Annotated in this window: 21 protein-coding genes and 2 pseudogenes; 5 read left to right on the top strand and 18 right to left on the bottom strand. The window is 39.4% G+C overall.

Annotated elements, in window-relative coordinates; all coding sequences use genetic code 11:
* Positions 1 to 114 precede the first annotated feature (114 nt).
* The 9 genes from ACE418_RS10165 to ACE418_RS10125 form a co-directional block, all read right to left on the bottom strand.
* Complete coding sequence (locus ACE418_RS10165) at positions 115 to 612, bottom strand: stalk domain-containing protein (protein WP_416450500.1); 498 nt, start codon at positions 610 to 612, stop codon at positions 115 to 117.
* Positions 613 to 1,039: 427 nt separating this feature from the next.
* On the bottom strand, positions 1,040 to 1,975 hold the full coding sequence (locus ACE418_RS10160) for a hypothetical protein (protein WP_416450499.1): 936 nt from the start codon (positions 1,973 to 1,975) through the stop codon (positions 1,040 to 1,042).
* A 24-nt stretch (positions 1,976 to 1,999) separates the two neighbouring features.
* On the bottom strand, positions 2,000 to 2,587 hold the full coding sequence (gene pyrE, locus ACE418_RS10155; RefSeq protein WP_020310986.1) for an orotate phosphoribosyltransferase: 588 nt from the start codon (positions 2,585 to 2,587) through the stop codon (positions 2,000 to 2,002).
* Between the two features lie 6 nt (positions 2,588 to 2,593).
* Positions 2,594 to 3,307: an orotidine-5'-phosphate decarboxylase gene (gene pyrF, locus ACE418_RS10150; protein WP_298675575.1), complete on the bottom strand. Its 714-nt coding sequence runs from the start codon at positions 3,305 to 3,307 to the stop codon at positions 2,594 to 2,596.
* Between the two features lie 87 nt (positions 3,308 to 3,394).
* Entirely contained in the window at positions 3,395 to 4,324 is a 930-nt protein-coding gene (locus ACE418_RS10145; RefSeq protein ID WP_416450498.1) for an NAD-dependent epimerase/dehydratase family protein, read from the bottom strand.
* A gap of 26 nt (positions 4,325 to 4,350) precedes the next feature.
* A complete protein-coding gene (locus tag ACE418_RS10140; RefSeq protein ID WP_416450515.1) occupies positions 4,351 to 5,157 on the bottom strand; it encodes an HD domain-containing protein in 807 nt (268 codons plus the stop codon).
* Between the two features lie 100 nt (positions 5,158 to 5,257).
* The gene (locus ACE418_RS10135; RefSeq protein WP_416450497.1) at positions 5,258 to 5,710 is read right to left on the bottom strand and encodes a VanZ family protein; all 453 of its coding nucleotides are present in this window, start codon (positions 5,708 to 5,710) and stop codon (positions 5,258 to 5,260) included.
* A 15-nt stretch (positions 5,711 to 5,725) separates the two neighbouring features.
* A complete protein-coding gene (locus ACE418_RS10130) occupies positions 5,726 to 6,448 on the bottom strand; it encodes a hypothetical protein (RefSeq protein ID WP_416450496.1) in 723 nt (240 codons plus the stop codon).
* Positions 6,441 to 7,619 (bottom strand): AAA family ATPase, encoded by a 1,179-nt coding sequence (locus ACE418_RS10125; protein ID WP_416450495.1) that lies wholly within the window; start codon positions 7,617 to 7,619, stop codon positions 6,441 to 6,443. The genes ACE418_RS10130 and ACE418_RS10125 overlap by 8 nt, the downstream gene beginning before the upstream one ends.
* Positions 7,620 to 8,534: 915 nt before the next feature.
* Here ACE418_RS10125 and ACE418_RS10120 point away from each other — a divergent pair.
* Positions 8,535 to 9,266, top strand: a complete 732-nt coding sequence (locus tag ACE418_RS10120; protein WP_416450494.1) for an FRG domain-containing protein — start codon at positions 8,535 to 8,537, stop codon at positions 9,264 to 9,266.
* Positions 9,267 to 9,271: 5 nt separating this feature from the next.
* A complete protein-coding gene (locus tag ACE418_RS10115; protein WP_416450493.1) occupies positions 9,272 to 10,339 on the top strand; it encodes a beta family protein in 1,068 nt (355 codons plus the stop codon).
* A 45-nt stretch (positions 10,340 to 10,384) separates the two neighbouring features.
* On the opposite strand, the gene ACE418_RS10110 is transcribed toward ACE418_RS10115, so the two are convergent.
* Positions 10,385 to 11,269 carry a sce7726 family protein gene (locus ACE418_RS10110; protein ID WP_416450492.1) on the bottom strand — a complete coding sequence of 295 codons (885 nt, stop codon included), beginning with the start codon at positions 11,267 to 11,269 and terminating at the stop codon, positions 10,385 to 10,387.
* A gap of 947 nt (positions 11,270 to 12,216) precedes the next feature.
* Positions 12,217 to 13,227, bottom strand: a complete 1,011-nt coding sequence (locus ACE418_RS10105) for an Abi family protein (RefSeq protein ID WP_416450491.1) — start codon at positions 13,225 to 13,227, stop codon at positions 12,217 to 12,219.
* Between the two features lie 971 nt (positions 13,228 to 14,198).
* On the opposite strand from ACE418_RS10105, the gene ACE418_RS10100 reads away from it, so the two are divergent.
* Both ACE418_RS10100 and ACE418_RS10095 read left to right on the top strand, forming a co-directional pair.
* Entirely contained in the window at positions 14,199 to 14,585 is a 387-nt protein-coding gene (locus tag ACE418_RS10100; RefSeq protein ID WP_416450490.1) for a hypothetical protein, read from the top strand.
* Positions 14,586 to 14,608: 23 nt separating this feature from the next.
* Complete coding sequence (locus ACE418_RS10095; RefSeq protein ID WP_416450489.1) at positions 14,609 to 15,610, top strand: type II toxin-antitoxin system antitoxin SocA domain-containing protein; 1,002 nt, start codon at positions 14,609 to 14,611, stop codon at positions 15,608 to 15,610.
* A gap of 424 nt (positions 15,611 to 16,034) precedes the next feature.
* Here the strand turns inward: ACE418_RS10095 and ACE418_RS10090 are convergent, their stop codons facing one another.
* From ACE418_RS10090 to ACE418_RS10070, 5 genes and pseudogenes are all read right to left on the bottom strand, one after another.
* A complete protein-coding gene (locus tag ACE418_RS10090; RefSeq protein ID WP_416450488.1) occupies positions 16,035 to 16,517 on the bottom strand; it encodes a cyclic GMP-AMP synthase DncV-like nucleotidyltransferase in 483 nt (160 codons plus the stop codon).
* 59 nt (positions 16,518 to 16,576) lie between these two features.
* The gene (locus ACE418_RS10085; protein ID WP_072982330.1) at positions 16,577 to 18,832 is read right to left on the bottom strand and encodes a S8 family peptidase; all 2,256 of its coding nucleotides are present in this window, start codon (positions 18,830 to 18,832) and stop codon (positions 16,577 to 16,579) included.
* Positions 18,833 to 19,888 (bottom strand): ATP-binding protein, encoded by a 1,056-nt coding sequence (locus tag ACE418_RS10080; protein ID WP_014015794.1) that lies wholly within the window; start codon positions 19,886 to 19,888, stop codon positions 18,833 to 18,835.
* Between the two features lie 261 nt (positions 19,889 to 20,149).
* A complete protein-coding gene (locus tag ACE418_RS10075) occupies positions 20,150 to 20,695 on the bottom strand; it encodes a hypothetical protein (RefSeq protein ID WP_278970641.1) in 546 nt (181 codons plus the stop codon).
* 10 nt (positions 20,696 to 20,705) lie between these two features.
* A pseudogene (locus ACE418_RS10070) lies at positions 20,706 to 21,011 on the bottom strand (transposase); the annotation flags it as partial.
* Between the two features lie 284 nt (positions 21,012 to 21,295).
* Here ACE418_RS10070 and ACE418_RS10065 point away from each other — a divergent pair.
* On the top strand, positions 21,296 to 21,676 hold the full coding sequence (locus tag ACE418_RS10065; protein WP_416450487.1) for a hypothetical protein: 381 nt from the start codon (positions 21,296 to 21,298) through the stop codon (positions 21,674 to 21,676).
* A 202-nt stretch (positions 21,677 to 21,878) separates the two neighbouring features.
* On the opposite strand, the pseudogene rfbC reads toward ACE418_RS10065, so the two are convergent.
* A pseudogene (rfbC, locus tag ACE418_RS10060) lies at positions 21,879 to 22,310 on the bottom strand (dTDP-4-dehydrorhamnose 3,5-epimerase); the annotation flags it as partial.
* 129 nt (positions 22,311 to 22,439) lie between these two features.
* Positions 22,440 to 23,450: an Abi family protein gene (locus ACE418_RS10055; RefSeq protein ID WP_416450486.1), complete on the bottom strand. Its 1,011-nt coding sequence runs from the start codon at positions 23,448 to 23,450 to the stop codon at positions 22,440 to 22,442.
* Positions 23,451 to 23,664: the final 214 nt, after the last annotated feature.

Raw genomic sequence — 23,664 nt, 5'->3', positions numbered from 1 at the left:
ATTAAAGGTACAATCTGAAAGTATGAGAATCGCACAGCCTCACGGGACTGCCACATATTCTTCTATATATTGTATCGGCCAGGGCCTATAAAGTCAAGCAGTTTTTTCACGACTTCAATCCGTCGCTGCCGGCGTAATCGTCACGGCCTGCGGCGTAATGGTGACGCTGTTATAAAAAGCCTCAAACAGCTGTGCCGGAACGTACATCGTGCCGTTGACATTAATCGGTCCGGCCCCGTATTGGAAGATATGGTTCAAATTGACCTTCTTAATCGTCCCGATCCGTTCGTACCAGTCCTCACCGGGTTTGACGATGATATAGGCGATATTCATTTCGACTCGGACGCTCTGGTCATCAGGATCCCAAGTCACCGTATAACCGAGCTGTTCCGCCACCTTCCGCAAGGGAATCATGACTACGTTGTTTTTCTGCAATACGGCTCCGTCCGCCGGGTCCATGACTTTGCCGGCAACCGTCAGCTGGCACTGCTGCACCGCCGTCAGCCCTGGTATCGACGTATACGGTCCCATAATCGGGCCTTCATCATACGCCCAGGCCGGCCCGCAGGCCAAAGCCGCCACGACCATCGCTAAGATAATACTCTTCTTCATAAGGGATCCCCCCTTTATCCAAAACAAAAAACGAGTCATAAATGAGGATATATATAATATATTCGACAAAGCCCGCCGTTTTCCTGCTAATATTAAAAAATCGTAGGGGCTTGTCGCACGACGACAAGCCCTTTAAAGTTGTTAGTGGCTAGCAGTTAGTTGTTAGCGAATGGCTTTAAATTTGAAGGTTTTCTCTGCAAACTACAAACTCTGTGCTACAAACTATAAAGTAAACAGGGCCTCGCATGCTGGCAGAAACATTCATGCAACAGTCCCGCCTGAATCCTGGGAATAACGCTGACTGAGAGGTTGCTCGCCGTTTTCCGAAAAAAAAACAACCTCTCAGACCGCCTCCGGCGGCCAGCTCCCCTATCAAGGGAGCCTTGCAAAAAAAGCGCTGCCATAAAAGACAGCGCTTTTTGCAAAACTAAAAATCAAAGAAACCCGTTTGGTCAGCCATGGGCACGACGGGGAATCCCGTCGGTACTGGCTGGATGATCATGAACACCAGGGCTGCCAGGACGGCAATGCCCAGAGTGAGGTACGAGAAGCTTCCTTTTTCTTTATGTTCATACAAGCCGAACAGGCGGATGCCGACGGCCGAGCCGATAGTGGCGAACAAGGCGCCCAGCGAGAAATACTGGTACATGGCATACGACGCCAGCAGGCCGATGATCATGGCCCCGTTGATGACGATGGGGTAGCATTTGGACAATACCGATTCCGGATTGCGGCGCATAGCCGTAAGCCAATCGGTCCCGTCGATACCGCTCAAGCCGGTAAGGAACGTCGATGCGTAGAGCATCTTATCCCACCAGGCCGTCCCCTTGCGGCGGTCTCCCGTCCGCCACATGACGAAGGCGTAAATCAAGATGGTCACGCCGCCGACGATGTAGTAGTAATTTTCCGGGATGAACTGGACGATAGCCGTGCCGATAGTCACCAGGATGCCGGCGATGACGACCATCTGGCCGATTTTCCCTTTTGTCGGACGCGTCTTGGCATCCATTTCCTTGTAAATCTTAGCGAAGATTTCCATGAGGAAGGTAAAGACGAAAAAGACGATGCCGATGAAAGGATTGAGCGCAGCCAGGGCGATAGTAATCAAAATCGGGATGGCCAGGCGCACGCCGGGGAAAAAGGTGAAACTCTTGATCTTCATGACATGGAGCTGAGAGTACACTGTAAAATACGTAAAGACATTAAACATCAACATAGCAGCAATACATTCGACGGGCTTGGCTCCCATGTACAAGAACATGAGGAGGACGCACATGCTCATATTGATGCCCGTAAAACGGGCGAACACCGTCCCCAGCAGGCCAGCCACGAAGAAAGGCGCTATGGCCGATAACATTTCCATGAACAAAACATCTCCTGACCCAGATTATTTCAGATGGTGGCTGCCCCGTTCGGTCATGGGGATACCCTGTTTGCAGAGCGGGCATTCTTCCGGTTTGTATGTCGGAACGGTCAAATGCAGGAGAGCCTGGACTTTGTCTTTCGGTACGCCGAATTCAGCTTTGCCGCCGCTGCGGTCGACGAGGAGGCCGACACCGACGATGACGCCGCCGGCTTTCTTGACGACATTGACGACTTCCTGGACGGAACCGCCAGTCGTGACGATATCTTCGACGATGAGGACGCGTTCACCCGGTTCGATGTGGAAACCGCGGCGCAAGGTCATGACGCCCTTTTCACGTTCCGTGAAGATAGCCCGCGTACCGAGTGCCTTGCCGACTTCATGAGCCAACAGGATGCCGCCGGTCATAGGACCCATGACGGTCTGGACGTTCTGGTCCTTGAAACGTTCTGCCAATTCCTTGCAGAGCTTTTCCGTATATTCCGGATGCTGGAGGACGTTGAATTTTTCAACGTACAGCGGGCTGTGCAGGCCCGACGTCAAGAGAAAATGGCCTTCGAGGACGGCCTTGGTGTCTACTAACAACTGTCTTACTTCTGCTTCTGTCATCATAATTGATTATACCCCCTGAATTTCTGCTAAAATCTTTTGGGCTGCTTCCTTGGGATCGGCGGCCTTGGTAATCGGACGGCCGATGACTAAATGAGATGCCCCGTCGCGCAAAGCCTGAGATGGCGTCGTGAACCGCTTCTGGTCATTGGCTACGGCAAAGGTCGGACGGATGCCCGGCGTGACGATGAGGAAATCGGGCCCATTCATTTCCCGGATTTCCCTGGCTTCATACGGCGAAGAAACAGTGCCGTCGATGCCGGCTTCCTTAGCCAATTTCGCCAGATTCTTAACCGATTCGGCAATGCTGTACTTGCCGCCGATTTCCTTCCAGGCATCTTCGTCGATGCTGGTCAGGACCGTTACGGCCAGCAGACGCGGCCGTTCAATATTCAATTTAGCCGCTTCATCACGGACGGCTTCGGCTGCCGCTTCCATCATGGCCCGGCCGCCCGTACCGTGGAGCGTCATCAAATCGGCACCGAGGCGGGTCAAAGCGCGGATGCTCTGGGCCACCGTATTGGGAATATCGTGGACCTTCAAATCGAGGAATACATGTTTTCCCTGGTCCTTCAAATACCGTACCGCATCGGGACCGGCACTGTAAAAGAGTTCCATCCCGACTTTATAAAAAGAAACACTATCGCCAAGGGTTTCAACGAGCTTCTTCATATCATCCAATGAATGGACGTCCAAAGCCGTAATGATGCGATCATCTGCCATAGGCTACCCCTCCTGTATATAAATGTATATAGGCATATCTAATTAATTGTGTCATGTTTTAGGAAGCCTGTCAAGGCAAAAAGCGTCTTACTTCGTCCATTGGCTGCGGTACCAGTCATAGGTCCGACGGATTCCTTCTTCCAGATCCATTTCCGGGACAAAATCCAGATTCGCCTTCAAGGCCTCATTGCTGAGGACCGACCGCAGGATATCGCCCGTCCTGGGCGCCGTATACTGGACGGGGACGGTATAGCCCACGGCTTTTTCAAAGCTGTGGATCAAATCGTTGATGCTCGTTTCCTGCCCCGTCGAGACGTTCATCGTGTGATAGCCCTTAAGCGGCAGCGCCCGGATGATAGCCTGGGCGATATCGCCGGCATAGACGAAATCGCGGGTCTGATTGCCGTCGCCGAAGACCGTAATCCCCTGATGCTGGGACAAGAGCTTGCAGAAAATGCTGACGACGCCGCCTTCGCCCTTTTCGCCCTGCCGTTCGCCATAGACGTTGGCAAAGCGGAAGACCGTCGCATCCATGCCATATAATTCATGATAGACCCGCAGGTAATGTTCCGTCGTCATCTTAGTGATACCATACGGTGACGTCGGCACGAGCCGTTCCGTTTCCTTCAGGGGGATATTCAGATTGTCGCCATAGACAGCCGCACTGGACGAAAAGAGGATGTGCCCTGTGCCATGGTTCCGGCAGGCTTCCAACACATGGAGGACGCCTTCCAAATTGACTTGGCAGTCTTCCGCTGGATGGTCGACGGAAAAAGGAACCATCGTCTGGGCCGCCAAATGAATGACGGCATCAAAGTGGTGGTCTGCAAAAAGGGCGTCTACCGCCGCTTCATCGCGGATGTCGCCTTCTACCAGTTCCATCCCGGCCGGTACATGTTCCTTGGAGCCGCTGGACAAGTTGTCGAACACGACGACATCGATATCGCGCCGTCCCTGGAGCTGTGCCAAAATATGCGACCCAATGAATCCGGCACCCCCAGTAATCAATATTTCCATAAATGTAAGCCCCCATATATCAATTTTTATTGAATTCTTTTATACATTGTATCAATAAATGATGGGCAGGGCAACTCTTCGTCCTTGCGGATTAAACGGCGGATTTCATCCAATTTCCCTTCACTGTCCGCGTTCTGTGAATGGAAATCAAGGAGCGTGTCGAGATAGCCCTGTTCCCGCGCCAGCTGCCGGCTCCGGGGATAGACCAAATCAAAATAGAGACAGAGGGCGCCGACATAAAAATCCATGAAGGTCTTCTTATCCTGGGTCCGCACCAATTTCCCCTGACGGGCCTGGGCCATGACGACATCCGAAATAGGCTGGTTTTCAAAATCAGACCAGTCGACGTTCCAGATATTCTTCTTTTGGCGCATATACATAACGTAGACCCGGAAAATATCGATCTTGTCGGCATCGCGGATGAGCTGGCAAAAGAGCTGCTGCCGCGGCGTCAAATCACGGCGAAGCTGATAGACATTATGCTGGTCAACAGCCATACAAATCACATCGTCTTGGCTCATATCATCCAGGAAATCGCGGATATGCCCGTCAGCAAATAAGTAATGCGCCCCGTATTTGGCATGGTCCATCGACCGGTAATCGACGAACGTATGATACTCCCGCAGCTGCTCAAAGCGGCCGATATCGTGAAGGACACCAATGAGCCAGGCCAAATCCACATCTTCCTGAGTCAAATCCAAGCTCAAAGCAATCTGTTCACACAGACTGCTCACCCGCAAAGAATGAGCATACTTCAGCCGAACCCCTTCTTCAGCCTGGTCAAAGCCCTGGACATACCGCGTAAATTGCGATACCACAAAATCCCGATCCATACGACTCACCGAACCACCTTCCTTATATATCCTTATATTATAGTTGCCTGTAGTATCAATTATACCATATGCACCAAACTTGATAAACAACGCAGGCCCCCTATTTTCGTATGGTGCAAATCCCCCGCTTCACTCCCCGGATGACCATGACCAAAACAATTCCCACCATGCACCCGACACTATCGAGTACCACGTCATGCCACGTTGACGTCCGTCCGCCGGCAAAAAGCTGAATATATTCATCAATCGAAGCCACGCCGATTCCAACCAGGAGCACCCAAACTTTATGAGAACGCCGCGAAATTAAAACAGAAAAACTGCTCAACACGACGCCTAACGTCGTATATTCCGTCAAATGCGCCAGCCGCCGGATATGCCCATCGCTTAAATACGGTGCCAGCCGCGTCCCCTGAAGATGAGACAAGGCAAAAGCCAGTATACGACGACTCTCCGCATGCGAAGCCACACCATTCTGCATAGAATGCCACCAAATCACACCGATGACAGCAAAAACAAGCAAAAAACAAAGAAAAATAAGCCACTTATGTTTCATAACGTTCCACCAAATTCATCCCTCATCTGCATTCATTGTTCGTTTTAAATCCGCATGAAAACGGTAAGCTTGAACATATCTTTGCATTACATCTTTCCAAGCACTTTGAGTTAATAAATCAGCTGCCGCTCGATAATTTTTGGTAACTTTTCTCATTTCATTACCATGTTTTCTAATCAAGCGACGCTCCTTCTCCCTCTTAGGCTGCCCCAAAAGAAATAAGTGATGATAAATGTCTTCATCTGGTGTATTTTCAGAAATATTGCCCCAGTCTGATGGATACAGCCAATTGCCTACCCAAGTTTCTGTACACATAAAAGGCAAGCAAAAAACGATGGGCAGGGAAATATTACCGACCCATTTTTCCACGACAGTACGGAACTTTTGTCCATTTTCCTGAATCGGATTCAATTCTGACGCACAGGGCAAACCTTCTTCCAACGGCTGTTCACCAATACTGTTATATTGTTTATAAGCCACATCACCATCGACATGTACAATAAAAAAATCGTACATGTCCGGTAGCATCGCTATTTTTTCTCTCAAATCCCGGCAAACCCGATATACTCCTCCCCAACCAAAACCCTCGGGACTTCGTTGATTTGACAACTCTTTCGGAGACGGGAATATTTGTCTGAAATTAAAAACATCATCAGGGAACGATACTTTTAAAACAGCTTTAATGATGGCCACATCGGTAGGGCCTTCGGCGATGATGCCCACCGTATATTCATACATTGGGAACGCCTCCTATGTATCCGTCCACCCACATTTGACTCAGAGAAATATGGTTTGCTTTCGATTGCTGAATCAATTTCGGTGTAATTTTAATTTGCTGAATACTAGTCAATCCATCTGAATTTCGATCAACTACAAACAATCGAACTATGTCATCAAACAGATCCAAACTATCTAACACCACTGGGTTGTGGGCCGTGCAAAAAATCTGTTTTTCAGGAACTAATTCATGAAACCATTCCTGTAACAAATGCATAATCGCCTTAACTAAACGAGGATTCAATGCTTGATCTATATTGTCTACAGAGAAAACCTTGGGTCCATGTTCGGACAAACATAAAACCATTAAAAAAAGCGCATATAAAATGCCTTCACTAGCATCAGCAGCCGTTAATCGATTGTATTTATCCTTCATATAAAAATCTGTAAAAGTAATTGTTCTCTTCGTTCTAGGAAGTGATGCTGATAAAATCTGCGAATTCTGCGTAGAAGTACCGACATCGCCTACCCAATCGAACAATCCTTCTACATCTTCAATCGCACCTGCTAAGTCATCATTTTTTTTGGCTAACTCCAACAACTCCTGCAGCCCTTCTGACAAGCCACCACCTGATAAACCGACAGGCATACGGCTCTGCATATCAGGAACAAGCCCCCGCAGTGCAGGAGTATTGGGATTATATAAGGCGTACTCTTTTAATTCAGAAAAGAAATGCTTGAGTTCTTCGGAAATTCCTGAAGCAAGAATCGCTGGAATTCCTCCATTTTCAGGATCAATATTCGTTTTCACACCGCGGCTGTAATATTCCTTACCATGTTCAAATACCTTTTCCGTTTTGAAATGCCATTTAGGCCGTGGATTTTCCAGCGGATTTAATAATGAAACAGTATATCTGCAGTTTTCATTTCCCACCTCAAAAGCAATATGGGGAGATGTTGTATATTTTTTATTAGATGTTTTATATAAGCGAGGTACTCCAGGGCGTATACCTCTGCGCAGTAACGATTCATCATCAACAACACCATAAGCAGCTGCTGAAACTACACCTATAGCTTCTAAAATATTTGTTTTCCCTGCACCATTGGCTCCAATAAAAATATTTATATTGCTAAAATCTAAGCTGGCTTTTCTTAATGATTTAAAAGAACTTACTTCTAAATGACGTATCATAATATCACCTCATAAACATTCAGTAGATGGTAATGCAGTTACTTTCATTATACCAAAAATAAGTACTGAATGCTTCTCGTGAAAAAAGAGATTTTTTAAGGTGACGAAAAAAAGCCCCAATCGGGGCCGTCGTAGGGGCCGTCCTGTTCAAGGCGGCCCGCCGCGAACAATTGGTCAAACCACAACAATGCGCCCGGGAGTCCGTTTCTCAACCAACAAACGATGAACGAACTATGATGAACGTCACTTATCGAAAAATCCGATTCCCCACAATCCGCATAAGATCCGCCGTTCCCTGTCGCATCAATCTGATTTCTGTGGTATGCAGATAGCGATTGACGACCTGGTTCCATGGAATGACTCGTCCGAAAACGGCAAAGGCCGAACCTGTTATCCCAGCCACAAACAATCCCGCCGAAAACAGGGAATTCCCCACGGTGATTTGAGGGAATTCTGAAGGTGAAATTAGGGAAAATTGCTTGACAAAAAACTTGCCCCAACTGGGGCTTTCGTAGGGACCGTCCCGGTCAGGGCGGCCCGCCGCGAACAATCGGCCATACCGAAAAAAAATTCAACAGACGTAGTTTAAACCTTGTATAAATTAGCTTCGGAAACTATTAAGGCAGCATAAAAGTTGTAAAATGTTGTAAGTAAATGTATTTTTAGGATATTCTAATTTTTGTATATAGAAATCATCACATTCATAATTTCTTAACGAATCATCAATACATATTCCATTTTGTAAATACGTTTTAAACAGTTGCATTTTTTATCCTCCTTAACTCATCTAATCGCATCACAGCAAGACAAATCCTTGCTAATTTCTAAACAAAATAGTATACTTCAATTAAGAAGATTTATTCGGAAAATATAAAAAACATTTGTCTTTCATTTTCTAAGAGGTGAGGTGCTGACATGGAAAAAGAGACTAACATCGATTCCGTTGAAATCAAATCATTTGAAAAATTTCTTCAATTTTTGTACGATGCTAAATTCACAGATGATTTCATCTTTCGAGGAGTGAATGATATAGACTATGAATTAATTCCTAAAATAGGTAGAGAAGTTTACGTAAAAAAACATTCGGGTGGCACTTATTCCAGTGAAGAACTTTCTAATTTAGAAAATAAACTTTGGGATGACTTTTGTAAAATGGCAGTTCCTTACGATGATTTACGAAATATATCACCATGGGAGTCATTAGCTACAGCTCAACACTTTGGTCTCCCCACTCGGTATCTAGACTGGACAAAAAATCCATTAATTGCTGCTTATTTTTCTGTTGAAAATGCCACTAATGATTCTGCCATATATATCATAGATTCTTTGCAATTTAATTCAAATCACATGGAGTATGATAATCCGTTTGAGATTGAAGATGAAATCATATTATACATTCCTCCCTATATCAATCAGAGAATCATTGCTCAAAAAGGATTATTTACAGTTCATAAAAATCCAATGCAGCCTTTAGATAAAACAAAAATAAATGATGCAGAATGCCAAATAACTAAATTGATAATAAAGAAACAATGTCACACAGAATTTCTTAATAGTCTTGATCATTTTGGAATTAATCGTTCCTTTATTTACCCAGGTCTCGACGGTCTGGCATCTTACCTAGATTTTAAAGCAAAAAGCAGGTGATAGCTATGCTATATATTCCAATATTAAAAAACCGTACTATTGAAATGAATATTTTTGAGGAATTTACCCAAAAGAAATTATGGGGTCCATACATTATCCCGCTAATAGAATTAGTCCAAGAAAAAACTAAAACAAATGCTAAGAATACCTCTTTAGATGAAATAAAAGAATTATTAAAAGAAAACCAACAACAACTATTCATAGATTTCTTTCGCTCAACAAAGCTAAATAATACCCAAAAAAGTATTCAAGAGTACTTGAATAAAGTAAATCGTCAATCGGGATTTTATATCACGGAATTAATGCAATTACAGGAAGTATCCGAACAGGTAGTTCCTGTAATATCCTATTTGCCAGAACTTTCTACTGTAGAAATTCATAATAAATTAAAAGATGACTTTTATCAGTTACATCAACATTTTATAAAAATAGCATTTCGTATACAAGCATCTACTTTTTTGGACTGCGTCCCTGTGTTAGAAAATCTCTTGGATAAAAACAGCTATTTGCTTATTGACATCGGGACAGCACCTTATAGTAATCCCGTATTTAAACCTGTCTGGAATGCAGCAGAAAATTTAAAAAAGGAAAAAAATTGCACTACAATTGTCTTAAATGATAACAGACCTAACAATCTTTATAATAAAGATTTAAAAGATAAAAGCCCTATTCCTGAAATCGACAATGGGTTAAGAGATTACTACGTGCAAATCCACTGCGATGGTTTCGGTGATTATGCCGGAATTACCTCGTCTTTACCTACTAATGGAGGACGTATCAGTCCAGCAGGGATATATTATTCAAAAGATAATAACTGCTTTATATCCTTTGTTGGCCGAGCTGCACAACTCTCAGAATTTTCCGAATACATTGCCCCTAGCATTGTAGAAAGTAAATATTGGAACGAATTTTCAGTTAATCATCATAAATTTTGTCCAGGTTGTCAAAAAATAGAAAAAATCACAACCCCAACTGATTCTTATACAGGAAAAAGTCAAGCTATCTGGAAAGGGATCACCATGAGTCACTACATTTATACAATGAACGAATACGCCAAAGAAAACTCACATTAACATTATTTATCCCCGCTATGAAACTCCTCATAACGGGGATAAATATTATTCATAAAATTCATCTACGGACATAGTTGACCGGAAAAATTCTTGTACATCGATAGGAAGTATATGCTCCATGTTAGCTACAAGAAAATTCCACTTTTTTGCATAACGCTTTTTTAAAATTTTCCTATATACGGCCCAAGCATTTCGTTTTCCCACCAGAGATATTGCTATTTTTTCCTTTTCAATGCGTTTAGTTGGGCATGTTAAATTTGATAATTCTTCTATAAACATTGTTAATTCAGATGAAGAAAAATTTTTTATGCAAAAATCGAGGTCACCTTTATTTTTTTTTGCTTTTTTCTGATGGGAAAATTTACATAATCCATTCTTTAAAGTATAGGCAATAATGCCACATCCTTCCGGGAGATATGGCTTTAAACTTTCCACTCGTTGCAGAGGAGTCACAACATAGACAAAATCAAAAGCTTTCTGATAATTCGGCAATTGTGTTGACAAGCGTTTAAAAGTATCATATTCTGTCTTAATTTCGTAGGCATAAGTATGTCCATTAATTCGACATAAATCAATACGGCTTGAACCTATGCTCATTTCAAACGCTACTATATTTTCAGTTAAATGGGTCATTTTTTTTATTAAGTAATATTTGATAACCCGTTCGCAAGGATAGTACTTCATCAATAAAGCATTAATAACTTTTCCAGGCAAGCATACTTCGGATAATTTTTGCAAACAGCTTATGCTCCGCGGAAAAGAATAAGCTAACTGCTGCCATTGCCTTTCGGGAAGATCAAAAATATTATAGGATTGATTCAAAACTTTACAGCCTGAAACAATCTCTTCCTGAGAATACTCCGCTTCTATTTTTTTAATCCAATCACAACATGTTAACACCACAAATAACAACCTACTTATATATTCCAATAAAAAACTAGAGCTGAACAACTTAGCCCTGCTTCCCTCTTTTTAGACAATATAGTGTAATAATTTCTATTATACTATGCTTATCTAAAAAAGAAAACAAAAAAAACAATCCGGCCCAGTGATTCACCGCAGCCGGATTGTTTTTATGATTGTATTCTTCACTTTTTCGGGAGTTTGACACTTAATTTATAGAAAAATGCCCATGAAGCCAGTAAATTAGCGCATCTTCACGTCAAGTATTTTGTTTTTTTGTGTGCTATATTCAACTATATCTTGCTATGCGTATTAACTTGTAGTATAATTTTACTTAAATATACTTTCAACACATACCTCATCGGTAGAACTACTTTTTTTATAGCCTCTACTCCTAAACAGATAGGTTTTGTGCGACTCTACCTTAAATTTGATAAATTTAATAATCCTCCAGATAATATAGCACATATCGAAACCAAATCATAAATACTCACAAGGAGCATAACCACGCTCTTTATGAGCATTTTTTATTTTCAAAAGTGTCAAACTCGGGATTATACCATAAAGTAGTTAAATAATGCTAAATTCCGGCTATGCGCCTTCTGTGTAAATGTCAATGAAAAAGTAATCCACTGTGCTCATGCCGGCGGATGAAGTCGCAGCTAGCCAGCTACTTCACATGTTCAAGTCGTCTCAAGTCTATTCCTTGGTGCCATCCCTTCCCATTTGATTGTTCTAACCAAATTATACAGGATGGAGTAGTGAGGTGGCTCACTTTTTCGTGATCACGAATGCCTTAAATGGCTCACTTATATATTATCATTCACACTGCTATGTTCTAAAAAACAGGGGATATTTGCGATTGCAAATATCCCCACATACGAAAAATTGGGGTCCTATAATCATAGAACCCCTCCAAAACGACTTAAATCGTTTTCAATGTGCATTCATTCTACATAAAATATGGAGTGTTGTCAATACTTTCTGAAGAAATATTGTATTAAGCGGATACAAAAAATATAGGAGTTTTGTATATATTCATTTTCCGAAAAATATTCTTTATGTGTTCGCATACGATGAAAAAACAGGGAATACAGCTCTCTTTTCCGTGAATTCAATAATCCTTCGCTAGTTACATATGATGAATACCAATACAAAAGGACAGCAAAATCATGAATGGGTAAAATTTTTAGATACTTTTCACGACTACTAACTGTTAAGGTAGGAATGTTAGAAATAATTTTTCCTATGTCTGAGGTAGTATTGCCTGTATGGGTTGATAATTTATAAATCAAGCAATTACTATGTGCGGCTGCATTTCTCAAATTACGAATAGGATATAATAAATTAAACTTAGGAAGTGTTTTTCGCTTTGGATGACGGCGAATATAAAATTTATATAATTTTATAAAATCCCCAAAGCTTATCAATTCACAGAAAGCCCAAATTGGGAAATCTAAAAGAATTTGATGCTTTTGAATCAAGTCCTGGGCATAACTACTTGAAGCTTGTCGTAAAAATTTGGATCTAATTGATTTATCGCGATCAAAATTCTCAACTAAAGAATACCCATCTTCGTCTAAGTTTGTTTCGACATCCTTAAGAAACATGACCTTCAGCTGATGCTCAATATCTAAACACATTTTTAGAATGACATATCGCAAGTACATATCTATCGTAGAAAGTTCTCGAAGATAGGCGAAGTCCAGATTTATATATTTCCCCTTTAAGTTTCCATGAGGATATTTAGCATAATTAGCACGATATGCTGCTAACTTAAAATAATAATTATGTTCTTGAAGAAAATGTTTGGCCTCGTATTCGTTGACAAGATTAAAGGTGATTCCTTTCATCTTCATATGTTGAATGAGTTCGTCAACAGTTAATTTCTTTTTTCGGCATGCAATTGCCTCTATAGCCGATTGGTCTTTTTCTGAAAGTGATTTAAATTTACACCATAGATTATAAGCAGTTAAATTCATCATAAATAACTCCTCGTATAATATATTTGTAAGCAAGATTTCCGCCTTGCTTCTGATTTTGTAAAGAACAGGATAAAACACTTTATTTCTGAGTTTAAGAATAACTAGAGCATGGCATTTTTATAACAGTTTCATTCCAAATAAGAAAATACGTTCGTTAGTTTATATTTAGTTTATGGCAAAACAAATATCGTGTCAAGGCATCTCTATACTGTCATAAAAAATCCGGCCCAGTGATTTCACCGCAGCCGGATTATTTTTTTATGATTTGGTTTTAAATATTTTGTTCCCCGCTATCCACATAAGATCCGCCGTTCCTTGTCTCATCAATCTGATTTCTGTGGTATGCAGATAGCGATTGACTACCTGGTTCCATGGAATGACTCGTCCGAAAACGGCAAAGGCCGGACCTGTTATCCCAGCCACAAACAATCCCGCCGAAAACAGGGAATTCCCCACGGTGATTCGAGGGAATTCTGAAGGTGAAATTAGGGAAAATTGCTTGACAAAAAACTTGCCCCAACTGGGGCTTTCGTAGGGGCCGTCCCGGTCAGGGCGGCCCGCCGCGAACAATCGGCCATACCGAAAAAAAATTCAAAAGACATAATTCAGGCCTTGTGTAAACTAGCTTTGGAAACTACCGAGGCAGCGTAAAAGTTGTAAAGTGCTGCTCCTTTACTATATATCACAAAAATACCCCAATCGGGGCCTTCGTAGGAGACATACCACCAAAAGTCTACCGGATCTAATTCAAGCCTTATGTAAACTAGCTTCGGAAACTACCAAGGCGGCATAAAAGTTGTAAAGTGCTGGAATTCTAAGAAATTTACACAAAATTCTTGACATACCCACATACCACATACCCCCGGTAAAGGGGAATTATATGATATGATATTGATAAAATCCTATCATATGTTATAATAGTGATAAGAAAATACATAAAAGCAATCACTCTAAAAAAGGAGGATTATATATTGGACATAACACCAAATGATATTGAAGTATACTTAACTGAGATAAAAGATGCTATTCAAAAAGACAGATATAGAATTGAACTAAATTCTCATCGGCAGGGTAATAGAGATTTATTTTTTAACTACATTTTCGATGAAACAATGGCAAAAAAAATATTACTAGAATTAACAGCTACTGATTTTTCTGAAATATTAAAAAATGAGCATAAAGGATATGAACATGAGAGGCTCTACGTATTTGGAAAAGATGTAGAACTGTTGGAAAGAATAGGTAACACGAGCAAAATCGTTTCTCTATATATCAAATTTAACAAGCTGGATACCTGTTATGTTATTGTAGTATCTTTACATGAACAGAAGTATCCAATACATTACTATTTTAAATAGCAATTTAATAAGGAGGGAGCAATATGAACTATAAAAAACGAATCGATTTTTGCACAGTATGTAGAAAAAAAACAGAATATACTCTGCAAAAAAGAGCTATTGTAAAGACAATCAAAGGCGTAGAATATACGTTTATCATTACAGTTGCTATTTGCAATGAGTGTGGAGAAGAAATGGGAATTCCGGGATTAATTGATAAAAATATCCAGGAAATTGATACACAATACAGAACGTATGAACATATTGTTTCAGTAGATGATATTCAAAAACTTATGAAAATTTATAAAATCGGAAAAGCACCATTATCTCTCGCACTTGGATTTGGTGAAGTGACAATTACCAGATATCTTTCTGGTCAAATACCATCTAAAGAATATTCAGATGTTATGAAAAAAGCATTATCTTCTCCTACTTTCATGAAAAAGAAATTAAATGAAAATAAAGAAAAATTAGCACCGTCAGCCTATAATAAAACAATGAAAGAAGCTACACAGTTAGAAACGCTCTTTTCTGTTTCCGATAAAATGATAAGCGTGATTTCATACGTATTCGATAAACTCGAAGAAGTAACCCCTTTAATGCTTCAAAAATTACTTTATTTTATCCAGGGGGTGTCTTATGCACTAAATGGAAAATCATTGTTCCCAGAAAATTGTCAGGCATGGGTCCACGGACCTGTATACCCAGAAGTATATGACATTTTTAAAGACTTTAAATATAACCCGATTGAAGACGCACGTTTTTCAATTTTTGAAGGAGCAGGAAATGCTCTTACTGATAACGAACGCAGAATTATAGACTTAGTGGTTACTACTTTTGGAGAGTATAGTGGAAAAACATTAGAAAAAATCACTCATGTAGAAACGCCGTGGAAACTTGCCAGAAAGGGATATGCAGATAGTATTCCATCTAATGAGCTTATTCCAAAAGAAACCATAAAAACATATTATATAAAAAAAAATAGAGAATATAATTTTTCTACTGAAGAAGGTCTCAAAAAATATATCCATAATATTCTTCAATAACAACAGAATCAAACAATCCGGCCCAGTGATTTCACCGCAGCCGGATTATTTTTATGATTTGATTTTAAATATTTTGTTCCCCACTATCCACATAAGATTCGCCGTCCCCTGCCGCAGCAATCTGATTTCTGTGGTATGCAGATAGCGATTGACTACCTGGTTCCATGGAATGACTCGTCCGAAAACGGCAAAGGCTGGACCTGTTACCCCAGCCACAAACAATCCCGCCGAAAACAGGGAATTCCCCACGGTGATTCGAGGGAATTCTGAAGGTGAAATTAGGGAAAATTGCTTGACAAAAAACAACCATTCCAGCGTCCTAAATATGAATGGAACTTCCTACCGTCTGCAAAGCCAGATAAAGAATTAAACTGGCTCACTTTTTCATGAGCACAGTGGCTCACTTTTTCATGATCATAGTGGCTCAAAAATTCGTAATCACGTGGCTCACTTTTTCATTGACATTTACACCCCTAGCAAGATAAACTTCATCATTATATTTTGCATAAAGCGGCAAATCAATATGTAAATATTCCACACCATTTCTATGATAAGAAGCCCTTACACAGGGCTCTTTAATCTCTACTGTCCGTTGCAAAATAGTTATGGCGTCTTTTAAATATTCCTTAATTTTTCTAGGGTCGCTATTTTCAACTGTATCTAAAGGAATCATTACTGCTACATCCCGGTCCACTACATCTGATTTAATTGTAGTGTTATATTTATAGCTTCCTTGATCAATCATCCGTATATCACTCTTATTAAGTCCAATATTATGATCTTCTAAAATTTCGGGTAACTTATTCTCAATGTCATTTTGTAATATTTGCCGTTTTTTAATTAAAGCAGGAGCCTCTGTATCAATCCTGATTTCGCTAAAAAAATTTTCAAATTGTTTTTGTAGCATTTCTGTTCCTCCCCATAATTGTCTTATAATCCGTTTTGCAAAAAATTTTATTTCCTTATTTATTCTAACTGAATTGTTTCTTCCCCCTTCAAATATACTTGAACTCGATTTTCTACACTGACATCATTTACAATCCATCCCCGAACTTGGCATAATTGCTTGAATAATTCAATTCGATTAACTCCCTTCATCTCTTTCAAGGTAATAACCAGACCAAATGGAATTTCCCGTCTGGCATGATTGTTTAATCGTTCTTTGCAATATAATTTGATACCCCAAAGTCCTTTTTCATACGCTTTACGAGGTTTCATGTTACTATAAATCTGATCAGCAACTATTTTTACGTTATCCCATTTCCGATAATCATTTCTGGCATCTTCTTCATAAATAGAGTGCTGGCCCGGTTCAGCCTGTAAATTTCCATTAATAGATTTTATCTGTAAACGTTGTGCTTTATCAATCATTAATCGCCCAAAATGCAAATCTAACTCCGTATCGGTATAATCCACACCTTGATTACGATCACACAACGGAAAATAAACCAAAGTAGCTTTGGCAAGATAAGGATGCTTATTCTCTACAACCGGGACAGGCAATTGATATGTATACGTACAATAATTCTTAGTCTTTCCAAAAATAATAAATTTAATTTCATCATCGGGAGATTGCAAAATATCTTGAATAGAAATGGGCACTATGCCATACCCCTTTTTTTCATCTGGCCGACAATACCATCCCGTTGCAGCATCAATCAGCAAGGCTTTAGCCACTTCTCGAGTAAATCCCATAATGTAAACCAAATATGCCATTTTTCGGGTAATCCAAGGCGCTGCAAAAGAAGTTCCAGCTGTCTGCTTTGCCCCCAATACATTGTCACATACCGTTATAAATTCATGTTTTTGCCTATCTCCACCATAATAGCTAACATCTGGTTTTACAAAGAAAGACAATACAGGGCCACTTCGAGAATAAGATGCACTTTGATTCTGAAAATTTACAGAATTCACAACAATAGAATTTAAAGAATCTGCCGGGGCACCGATTTTATAATTGTTTTCATGTTCATGTACAGCAGGTAAATTCGTTCCTGCTACTACAAACACTATATCATATTCATTCTGCAACCGATCCAGTTCAGCAGCTTCTGGCGAAATAAAATTATCATTAATCTCTAATATAGAACCTAAAGAAAGATTCCACACCTTAATATCACGATTTAACCGTACAATATCCCCAATCTGCTTTATAACCGAAAAAGAACTAAATTTACCAGCAACAGCTACTCCGAAATGCCGAACTCTAAAACGACCGCATCCATCATCTAAATCAGGATTCCCCTTAGGACCATCAACAATGATCGAACTGACAGCTGTTCCATGTGCAAAATCCATTGGCCCAACGGGAATATCTTCAGACAAACAATTAGTATAATCTACCCATTCATGAAAATAGACGTCTTCATTAAAGGGAGTATCAATAACGCCAATAACAGGTTCATTCTTAGGAGATGGAATAAGTTCAGGTACTTCCGATACTTCTGTCAATGGCTCAGGAATATACTGAGTCAAATCATTTACCCCCATAGCTACCAGATATGGAGCTTTTTCCAACAACATATGTATTTCTTCTGGATTCATTTGAATCGTGAGCTGATTGAGAATTCTGCTTTCTGGAATCGAAATACCAAATTTCCCTAACAACTCCCGTGTTTTTACTTTAGTTTTGTAAATTGTTATAATACATGCTTCATGAATATCCTTTTCCAATGTATCAATACGAAAACATTGAATATTCGAACTATCTACAATAGTTTGAAGAAACCTGGTTTTAGATAAACCATCACACACGAATGTTCCTTTTTTTAATTCTTCCACATCTTCATATGAAAGCTTACCCTGATAGTTTTCTTTCAAAACGTCATACACTTTTTTTAAAACAGCTATGGTCTGAACAAGTGCTGTTAACGGGATAAAATACGTAAAAACATGGTGAGCATGGGATTCCGGATCGATTATATCAACAGTAGTCTCAAATTTTGCCCCTACTATAAAATCATTGGGGGAATTATTAGTACATGAAAGCAAAAATTGCAATCGACTTGATTTAGGAACGATGCGAACATAATGCGCGCTAACTAAAGCACCTTCAATCTCTGGATGTACAGACCAATAATCAGCTATTTTTTGTAAATCATTAGCTAGCTCCAGTAAATGGTCGGCCTTAACTACTTGTCCTTTTTTTAGTGAGATGCTCCCCCCTCTAGCTTGATTTGACTTATGTTGGAATTCCCCCTTTAACTCCAATAAGTTATTCATTTATAACGCCTCCTTAAGCTCTCTATCAATAGTACTTTTAGATTTATTTGTGAGTATAGCCATCTCTCTTACTGTAAATTTTTGTTTTTTTAATTCACTTAAATTATCCGGATTTTTACCACAAATTGCGCTATATAATCGTCTAAAATAATCACATTCGTCATTAGGGTTGCTAAAAGCTACAGCCGTACGGACTATATTCTTCAAATCCCCAGGATAAGGTAATTGATCCATTAATTTCATAATTTTACGAAACAGCCGAACATCCCGATTTTTTAAATGCAATTGATCTAAATATCGGTTTAAAATTTTCTCAGCAATATCCAACAAATCGTCCTGTGTATATCGATTAAAACTAATAACCGAATCAAATCTCCTGATTAAAGCTCTGTCAAAATAGGAATATAGATTGGTTGTCGCAACTAAAATAATATCCTTATCCAGTAAATCAAGACATTTCAATAAAGTAGAAGTAGCTCTTCCCATTTCCCGTAAATCATTATTATTTGTTCTATCTAAAGCCAATGCATCAATTTCATCAAATAAGAAAATCATATTATATTTTTGATAAATCCCATTCATTTCTTTAAATAAAGCTACTATATTTTTTGCAGTCTGCCCTAATCTACTGTCAATAAGTTCAGAGAAGTTCACCATATAAACATCTCGATTTAAAATTCTGCCAAGTTGTTTTACTGCTTCTGTTTTTCCTGTACCAGGAGCCCCTTCAAATAAGAAACGATGAATCCCCATATGATGATTAATAGCATTTACAATCCCTAATATATCATTCATAATTACGTCTGGTAAAAGCAGCATTTCTTCACAAGCAGAAGCCTTATCAAGATATTGCAATCCGGTATATGTTTCTTTACTTTCCTGCACTTGTGGTACAAACGTATTGGCATCTGATAATAGTGACATAAGATAAAGTCCTAATTGGGTATCTCCACTTTGATCGAATTCTTTGGCAATTTGATAAGCTGTAGTCCTAAATCCAGCATCATTACCTTCTGCATAACATTTAATTAAATTTACAATATCTTTTTTTTTCATCACACTCCAGCTCCTTACACTTTACAGCATCTCTTATTTCTCCTGTCATTATAACTTATTGGGACATTTTTTTCAATATTGGGACAATATATTATTTTTTATTAACAAAACAATCCGGCTGCGGTGAAATCACCGCAACCGGATTGTTTATGATTGGATGTAAATATTTTTTCATAATCATGGTGGCTCAAAAATTCGTGATCACATATTTCACTTTTTCATTGACATTTACAATTAGATATTTCTAGATTATCAGTATATTCAATTTCTATAAGGACGTTTATCAACAATATTTCTGCTTTCAGAATATGGTGCAAAAATCAGTTTCTTTCTAGCTAGCAATTCTTTATACCCTTTCGCCTCTTTAAAAGTCCCATAACTATCCCGAAACCATTCATTTCCAAGATAGTCTCTAAAAAAAATACCAACAACCAAAAATTTACACATCCCTAAGCCTCTATTCTGTACTCGAATAGTTACATGTTCTAAAGGAGCTATAAGCCTAATATATTCTGCTTGACAACAATTTTCACCAGCATATATATTGGAAGTATTGATTCCCTCTAAAATCATCACATCATATATAGGATAATCGCTGTTATTGCAAACTTTAACTGAATTCAATCGATACTCTGAATCGAGAACATAAGGAAATATTTGGCTCACTTCATGTATTTTTTCCCTTTCTTCTCTATCTTTATTTGACTTTTCATTGATTTTATATATTTTCCAAGATATAACAGCACTTAGTATGGAAACAATAATAGGAATAATAGTAATTAATTTATCAAAAAATAAAATGTCCATTTATCTCCTTTTATAAAACACTAATAACATCCATCAAAGCCGAAATTGACCCATTGAGCCGGTTAAAAGAGCCCCAATTAAACGGTGGTTTCGCAATTTTTGCACTTTTAAACTTGATGATAGCCGTTTCGAAGGGAATCCGCTTCAATTTCGGTACCTTCAGCATGACATTGTTTGAGCTGATGCGCAGATTCCGCATGTAATGGCCGGAACAGTACCTCTCTCGCAGCTCTATGCGCTCATATTTAGAGGTATTGGCCAGCTCAGCAACTCTCTGGCCCAACAAATTATTCAACATCTTCTTAATACTCTGCCTGACCCAATCTTTTAACTCAGGTTTTGCGACTTAATTGCAACAAATGGCGAAGTCTATGTCTTTATTTTAAATCGACCAAAGTGACCTTTAAATCCACATTTTCTAATTTACTTTTCAAATTCTTGATTTCTTTGCTCATCATAATTATCCAAATACCACTGCATATTTTCATTTGTTTGTTTAATAACAGCAGTTTACAACTTTTTGAACAAATAAATATCGCGTAACCACACTTTGAAGTATAATGAATCTGCTCAAACACATCATCTCAAAGGAGTTACGCGATGAATTCATTATACTTCGAAAATTCGATTATTGGTAGTCTGTTTCGTTTCTTTTCTCAATATTTTTCTACGGCGACACGGCCCACGCAATTCTTGCTGACCTGGCTGGTCATAGCCCAGCTGGCCTTGCAGGCGTTTCCATCCCTTCGTTTTCTTCACCGGAATTTCTTGTCCCAGGTGACGCATCGCTGCTTGAACAGTTATTACCGGGCGCTTCGGAATGAAACGGTGACGAGTCGGTCTCTCCGCCTGCAAACGGCGGAATTGGCGTGCAACTTGATTTCCACAGCTTTACAGAATGAATCGGTCTTCCTCAGTGTCGATGATACGACAGTAGCGAAATTTGAAACGTCAGTCTGCAGGAGCCGTGAAGCCATATAGGCTGGCAAATACAGCGTGAAATATTTTTGGGCACTTTGCTCTCTAAGGCCCAAACCGCCAAAAATTCAACGGACTTAGTCCAGGCCTTGTGTAAACTAGCTTCGTCAACTTCCGAGGCCGCGTAAAAGTTGTAAAGTGCTGTAGTATGATTCAACATTATAATTTCTTCTGCATATTATACTCATATTGGCATCACTTATGATTAAAATTTAAAAGTATCTTTCAACCCCAGCCACTGCTGGTCTTTATCGCTCAGATTCAACGGTGTCCCATCTTCAAGATGATAACCGGTAGCACTGGGCGAGCCCTGATATTCGCCGACGAGCTGGGGCCACTGGATGCCGATTTCCGGATCATTCCAGGCCATACCGCCTTCGTCATTGGGATGCCAGAAGTCGTTGACCTTATAGCAAAATTCCGCCACGTCACTGAGAACCAGGAAACCATGGGCAAAGCCTTCAGGAATGAGGAACTGCTTCTTATTTTCTTCCATCAATTCGACGCCATACCACTTGCCATACGTCTTAGAATCACGGCGCAAATCGACAGCTACATCGAAAACACTGCCGCGGACAGCACGGACGAGTTTGCACTGAGGGAAGTGCTTTTGGAAATGAAGTCCCCGCAGTACGCTTTTTAAGGATAAATAATTTTGGGGACGTGTTCAATGGGATTATCTTATAAAAAATAAGGGACATGTCGTAACATGTCCCATCCAAAACCATTTCGGTTTTCAAGTTATTTATAGTATATATTAAAACTGTCAATTGTCAATAGGTGGAAAAAAATATTTTACTAATTTCAACGTGAAAATATAAGCATGTTTAATATAGTTATTTCTATAAAAATAATCACTATGTTCCTGCATACGCTGGTAAAACAACTTATATAATTCTTGATTCCGCTGTTGTTTTAAGGTTTCACTTTTCACAAAATTACGATACCAATACAATAAAACCGCAAAATCATGTATCGATCGAATTTTCAAATATTTTTTCCGAGATGAGCGAGATATGGTATGAATTCGCGACACAATATTATTAATATCATTTATCGTTTGTCCTTTTGTGGCTTTTAATTTATATATTAAGCAATTACTATGAGCAGCTGCATTACGTAAATTCCTTATTGGATTAAGTAAACTATACTTTGGTAATCCACATTGAGGATATATCTCTGTATACCTTCTATATAGTTTACACAATTCTCCAAAACTAATTAGTTCACATAAAGCCCATATTGGAAAATCCATATTATCCCGATATTTTTCTATTAATTCATGCGCATAACTATTTTCCGATTGCCTAAGTATTTTTTGACGGCAACGTCCTTCTCTATCAAATTCTCTAACAATTTTATATCCATTCTCTCCAAGATTCTTTTCGATATTATCCATTAACATAACTTTTATCTGATGTTCAATATCTAAACACATTTGCAATATTAAATAACGTAAATCCATGTCAATTTTAGACAATTCCTCTAAATATGCAAAATCCAAACACTCATATTTCCCAGTATTAGAACCACATTGATGTTTTACATAGTTACCACGATATGCAGCTAACTTGAAATAATAATTATGTTCTTGCAAAAAATGCCTTGCCTCAGTTTCACTCGCAATATTAAAGGTTACCCCTTTTGTTTTCATATGTTGAATAAGCTCATCAATTGATCGCTTCCTTTTCCGAAGCAAAATTGCATCGATTTGTTCCCGCTCATCTTGCGACAGTTTACAATAATTTATCCACAGACTTTCTGTCGTAAAATTCATTAACCCCTTCTCCCTTCCAATTACAGCAGTTTACAACTTTTTGAACAAATAAATATCGCGTAACCACACTTTGAAGTATAATGAATCTGCTGCAACACATCATCCCAAAGGAGTTATGCGATGAGTTTGAAAATTCGATAATGAATACGTTCGTTAATTTATCTTTAGTTTATGGCAAAACAAATATCGTGTCAAGGCATCTCTATACTGTCAT

This window comes from Megasphaera jansseni (assembly GCF_047974155.1).
Lineage (GTDB): Bacteria > Bacillota > Negativicutes > Veillonellales > Megasphaeraceae > Megasphaera.
This window is presented reverse-complemented; position numbering and strand designations above follow the sequence as displayed.

Coding starts and splice junctions, on each gene's coding strand:
- ACE418_RS10105 (WP_416450491.1), bottom strand. CDS start 13,227: ATGATGAATTTAACTGCTTATAATCTATGGTGTAAATTTAAATCACTT.
- ACE418_RS10055 (WP_416450486.1), bottom strand. CDS start 23,450: ATGAATTTTACGACAGAAAGTCTGTGGATAAATTATTGTAAACTGTCG.
- ACE418_RS10095 (WP_416450489.1), top strand. CDS start 14,609: ATGAACTATAAAAAACGAATCGATTTTTGCACAGTATGTAGAAAAAAA.
- ACE418_RS10075 (WP_278970641.1), bottom strand. CDS start 20,695: ATGGACATTTTATTTTTTGATAAATTAATTACTATTATTCCTATTATT.
- ACE418_RS10085 (WP_072982330.1), bottom strand. CDS start 18,832: ATGAATAACTTATTGGAGTTAAAGGGGGAATTCCAACATAAGTCAAAT.
- ACE418_RS10125 (WP_416450495.1), bottom strand. CDS start 7,619: ATGATACGTCATTTAGAAGTAAGTTCTTTTAAATCATTAAGAAAAGCC.
- ACE418_RS10115 (WP_416450493.1), top strand. CDS start 9,272: ATGCTATATATTCCAATATTAAAAAACCGTACTATTGAAATGAATATT.
- ACE418_RS10165 (WP_416450500.1), bottom strand. CDS start 612: ATGAAGAAGAGTATTATCTTAGCGATGGTCGTGGCGGCTTTGGCCTGC.
- ACE418_RS10080 (WP_014015794.1), bottom strand. CDS start 19,888: ATGAAAAAAAAAGATATTGTAAATTTAATTAAATGTTATGCAGAAGGT.
- ACE418_RS10135 (WP_416450497.1), bottom strand. CDS start 5,710: ATGAAACATAAGTGGCTTATTTTTCTTTGTTTTTTGCTTGTTTTTGCT.
- ACE418_RS10120 (WP_416450494.1), top strand. CDS start 8,535: ATGGAAAAAGAGACTAACATCGATTCCGTTGAAATCAAATCATTTGAA.
- ACE418_RS10065 (WP_416450487.1), top strand. CDS start 21,296: ATGAATTCATTATACTTCGAAAATTCGATTATTGGTAGTCTGTTTCGT.
- ACE418_RS10130 (WP_416450496.1), bottom strand. CDS start 6,448: ATGTATGAATATACGGTGGGCATCATCGCCGAAGGCCCTACCGATGTG.
- pyrE (WP_020310986.1), bottom strand. CDS start 2,587: ATGATGACAGAAGCAGAAGTAAGACAGTTGTTAGTAGACACCAAGGCC.
- ACE418_RS10140 (WP_416450515.1), bottom strand. CDS start 5,157: ATGGATCGGGATTTTGTGGTATCGCAATTTACGCGGTATGTCCAGGGC.
- ACE418_RS10145 (WP_416450498.1), bottom strand. CDS start 4,324: ATGGAAATATTGATTACTGGGGGTGCCGGATTCATTGGGTCGCATATT.
- pyrF (WP_298675575.1), bottom strand. CDS start 3,307: ATGGCAGATGATCGCATCATTACGGCTTTGGACGTCCATTCATTGGAT.
- ACE418_RS10090 (WP_416450488.1), bottom strand. CDS start 16,517: ATGCTACAAAAACAATTTGAAAATTTTTTTAGCGAAATCAGGATTGAT.
- ACE418_RS10160 (WP_416450499.1), bottom strand. CDS start 1,975: ATGGAAATGTTATCGGCCATAGCGCCTTTCTTCGTGGCTGGCCTGCTG.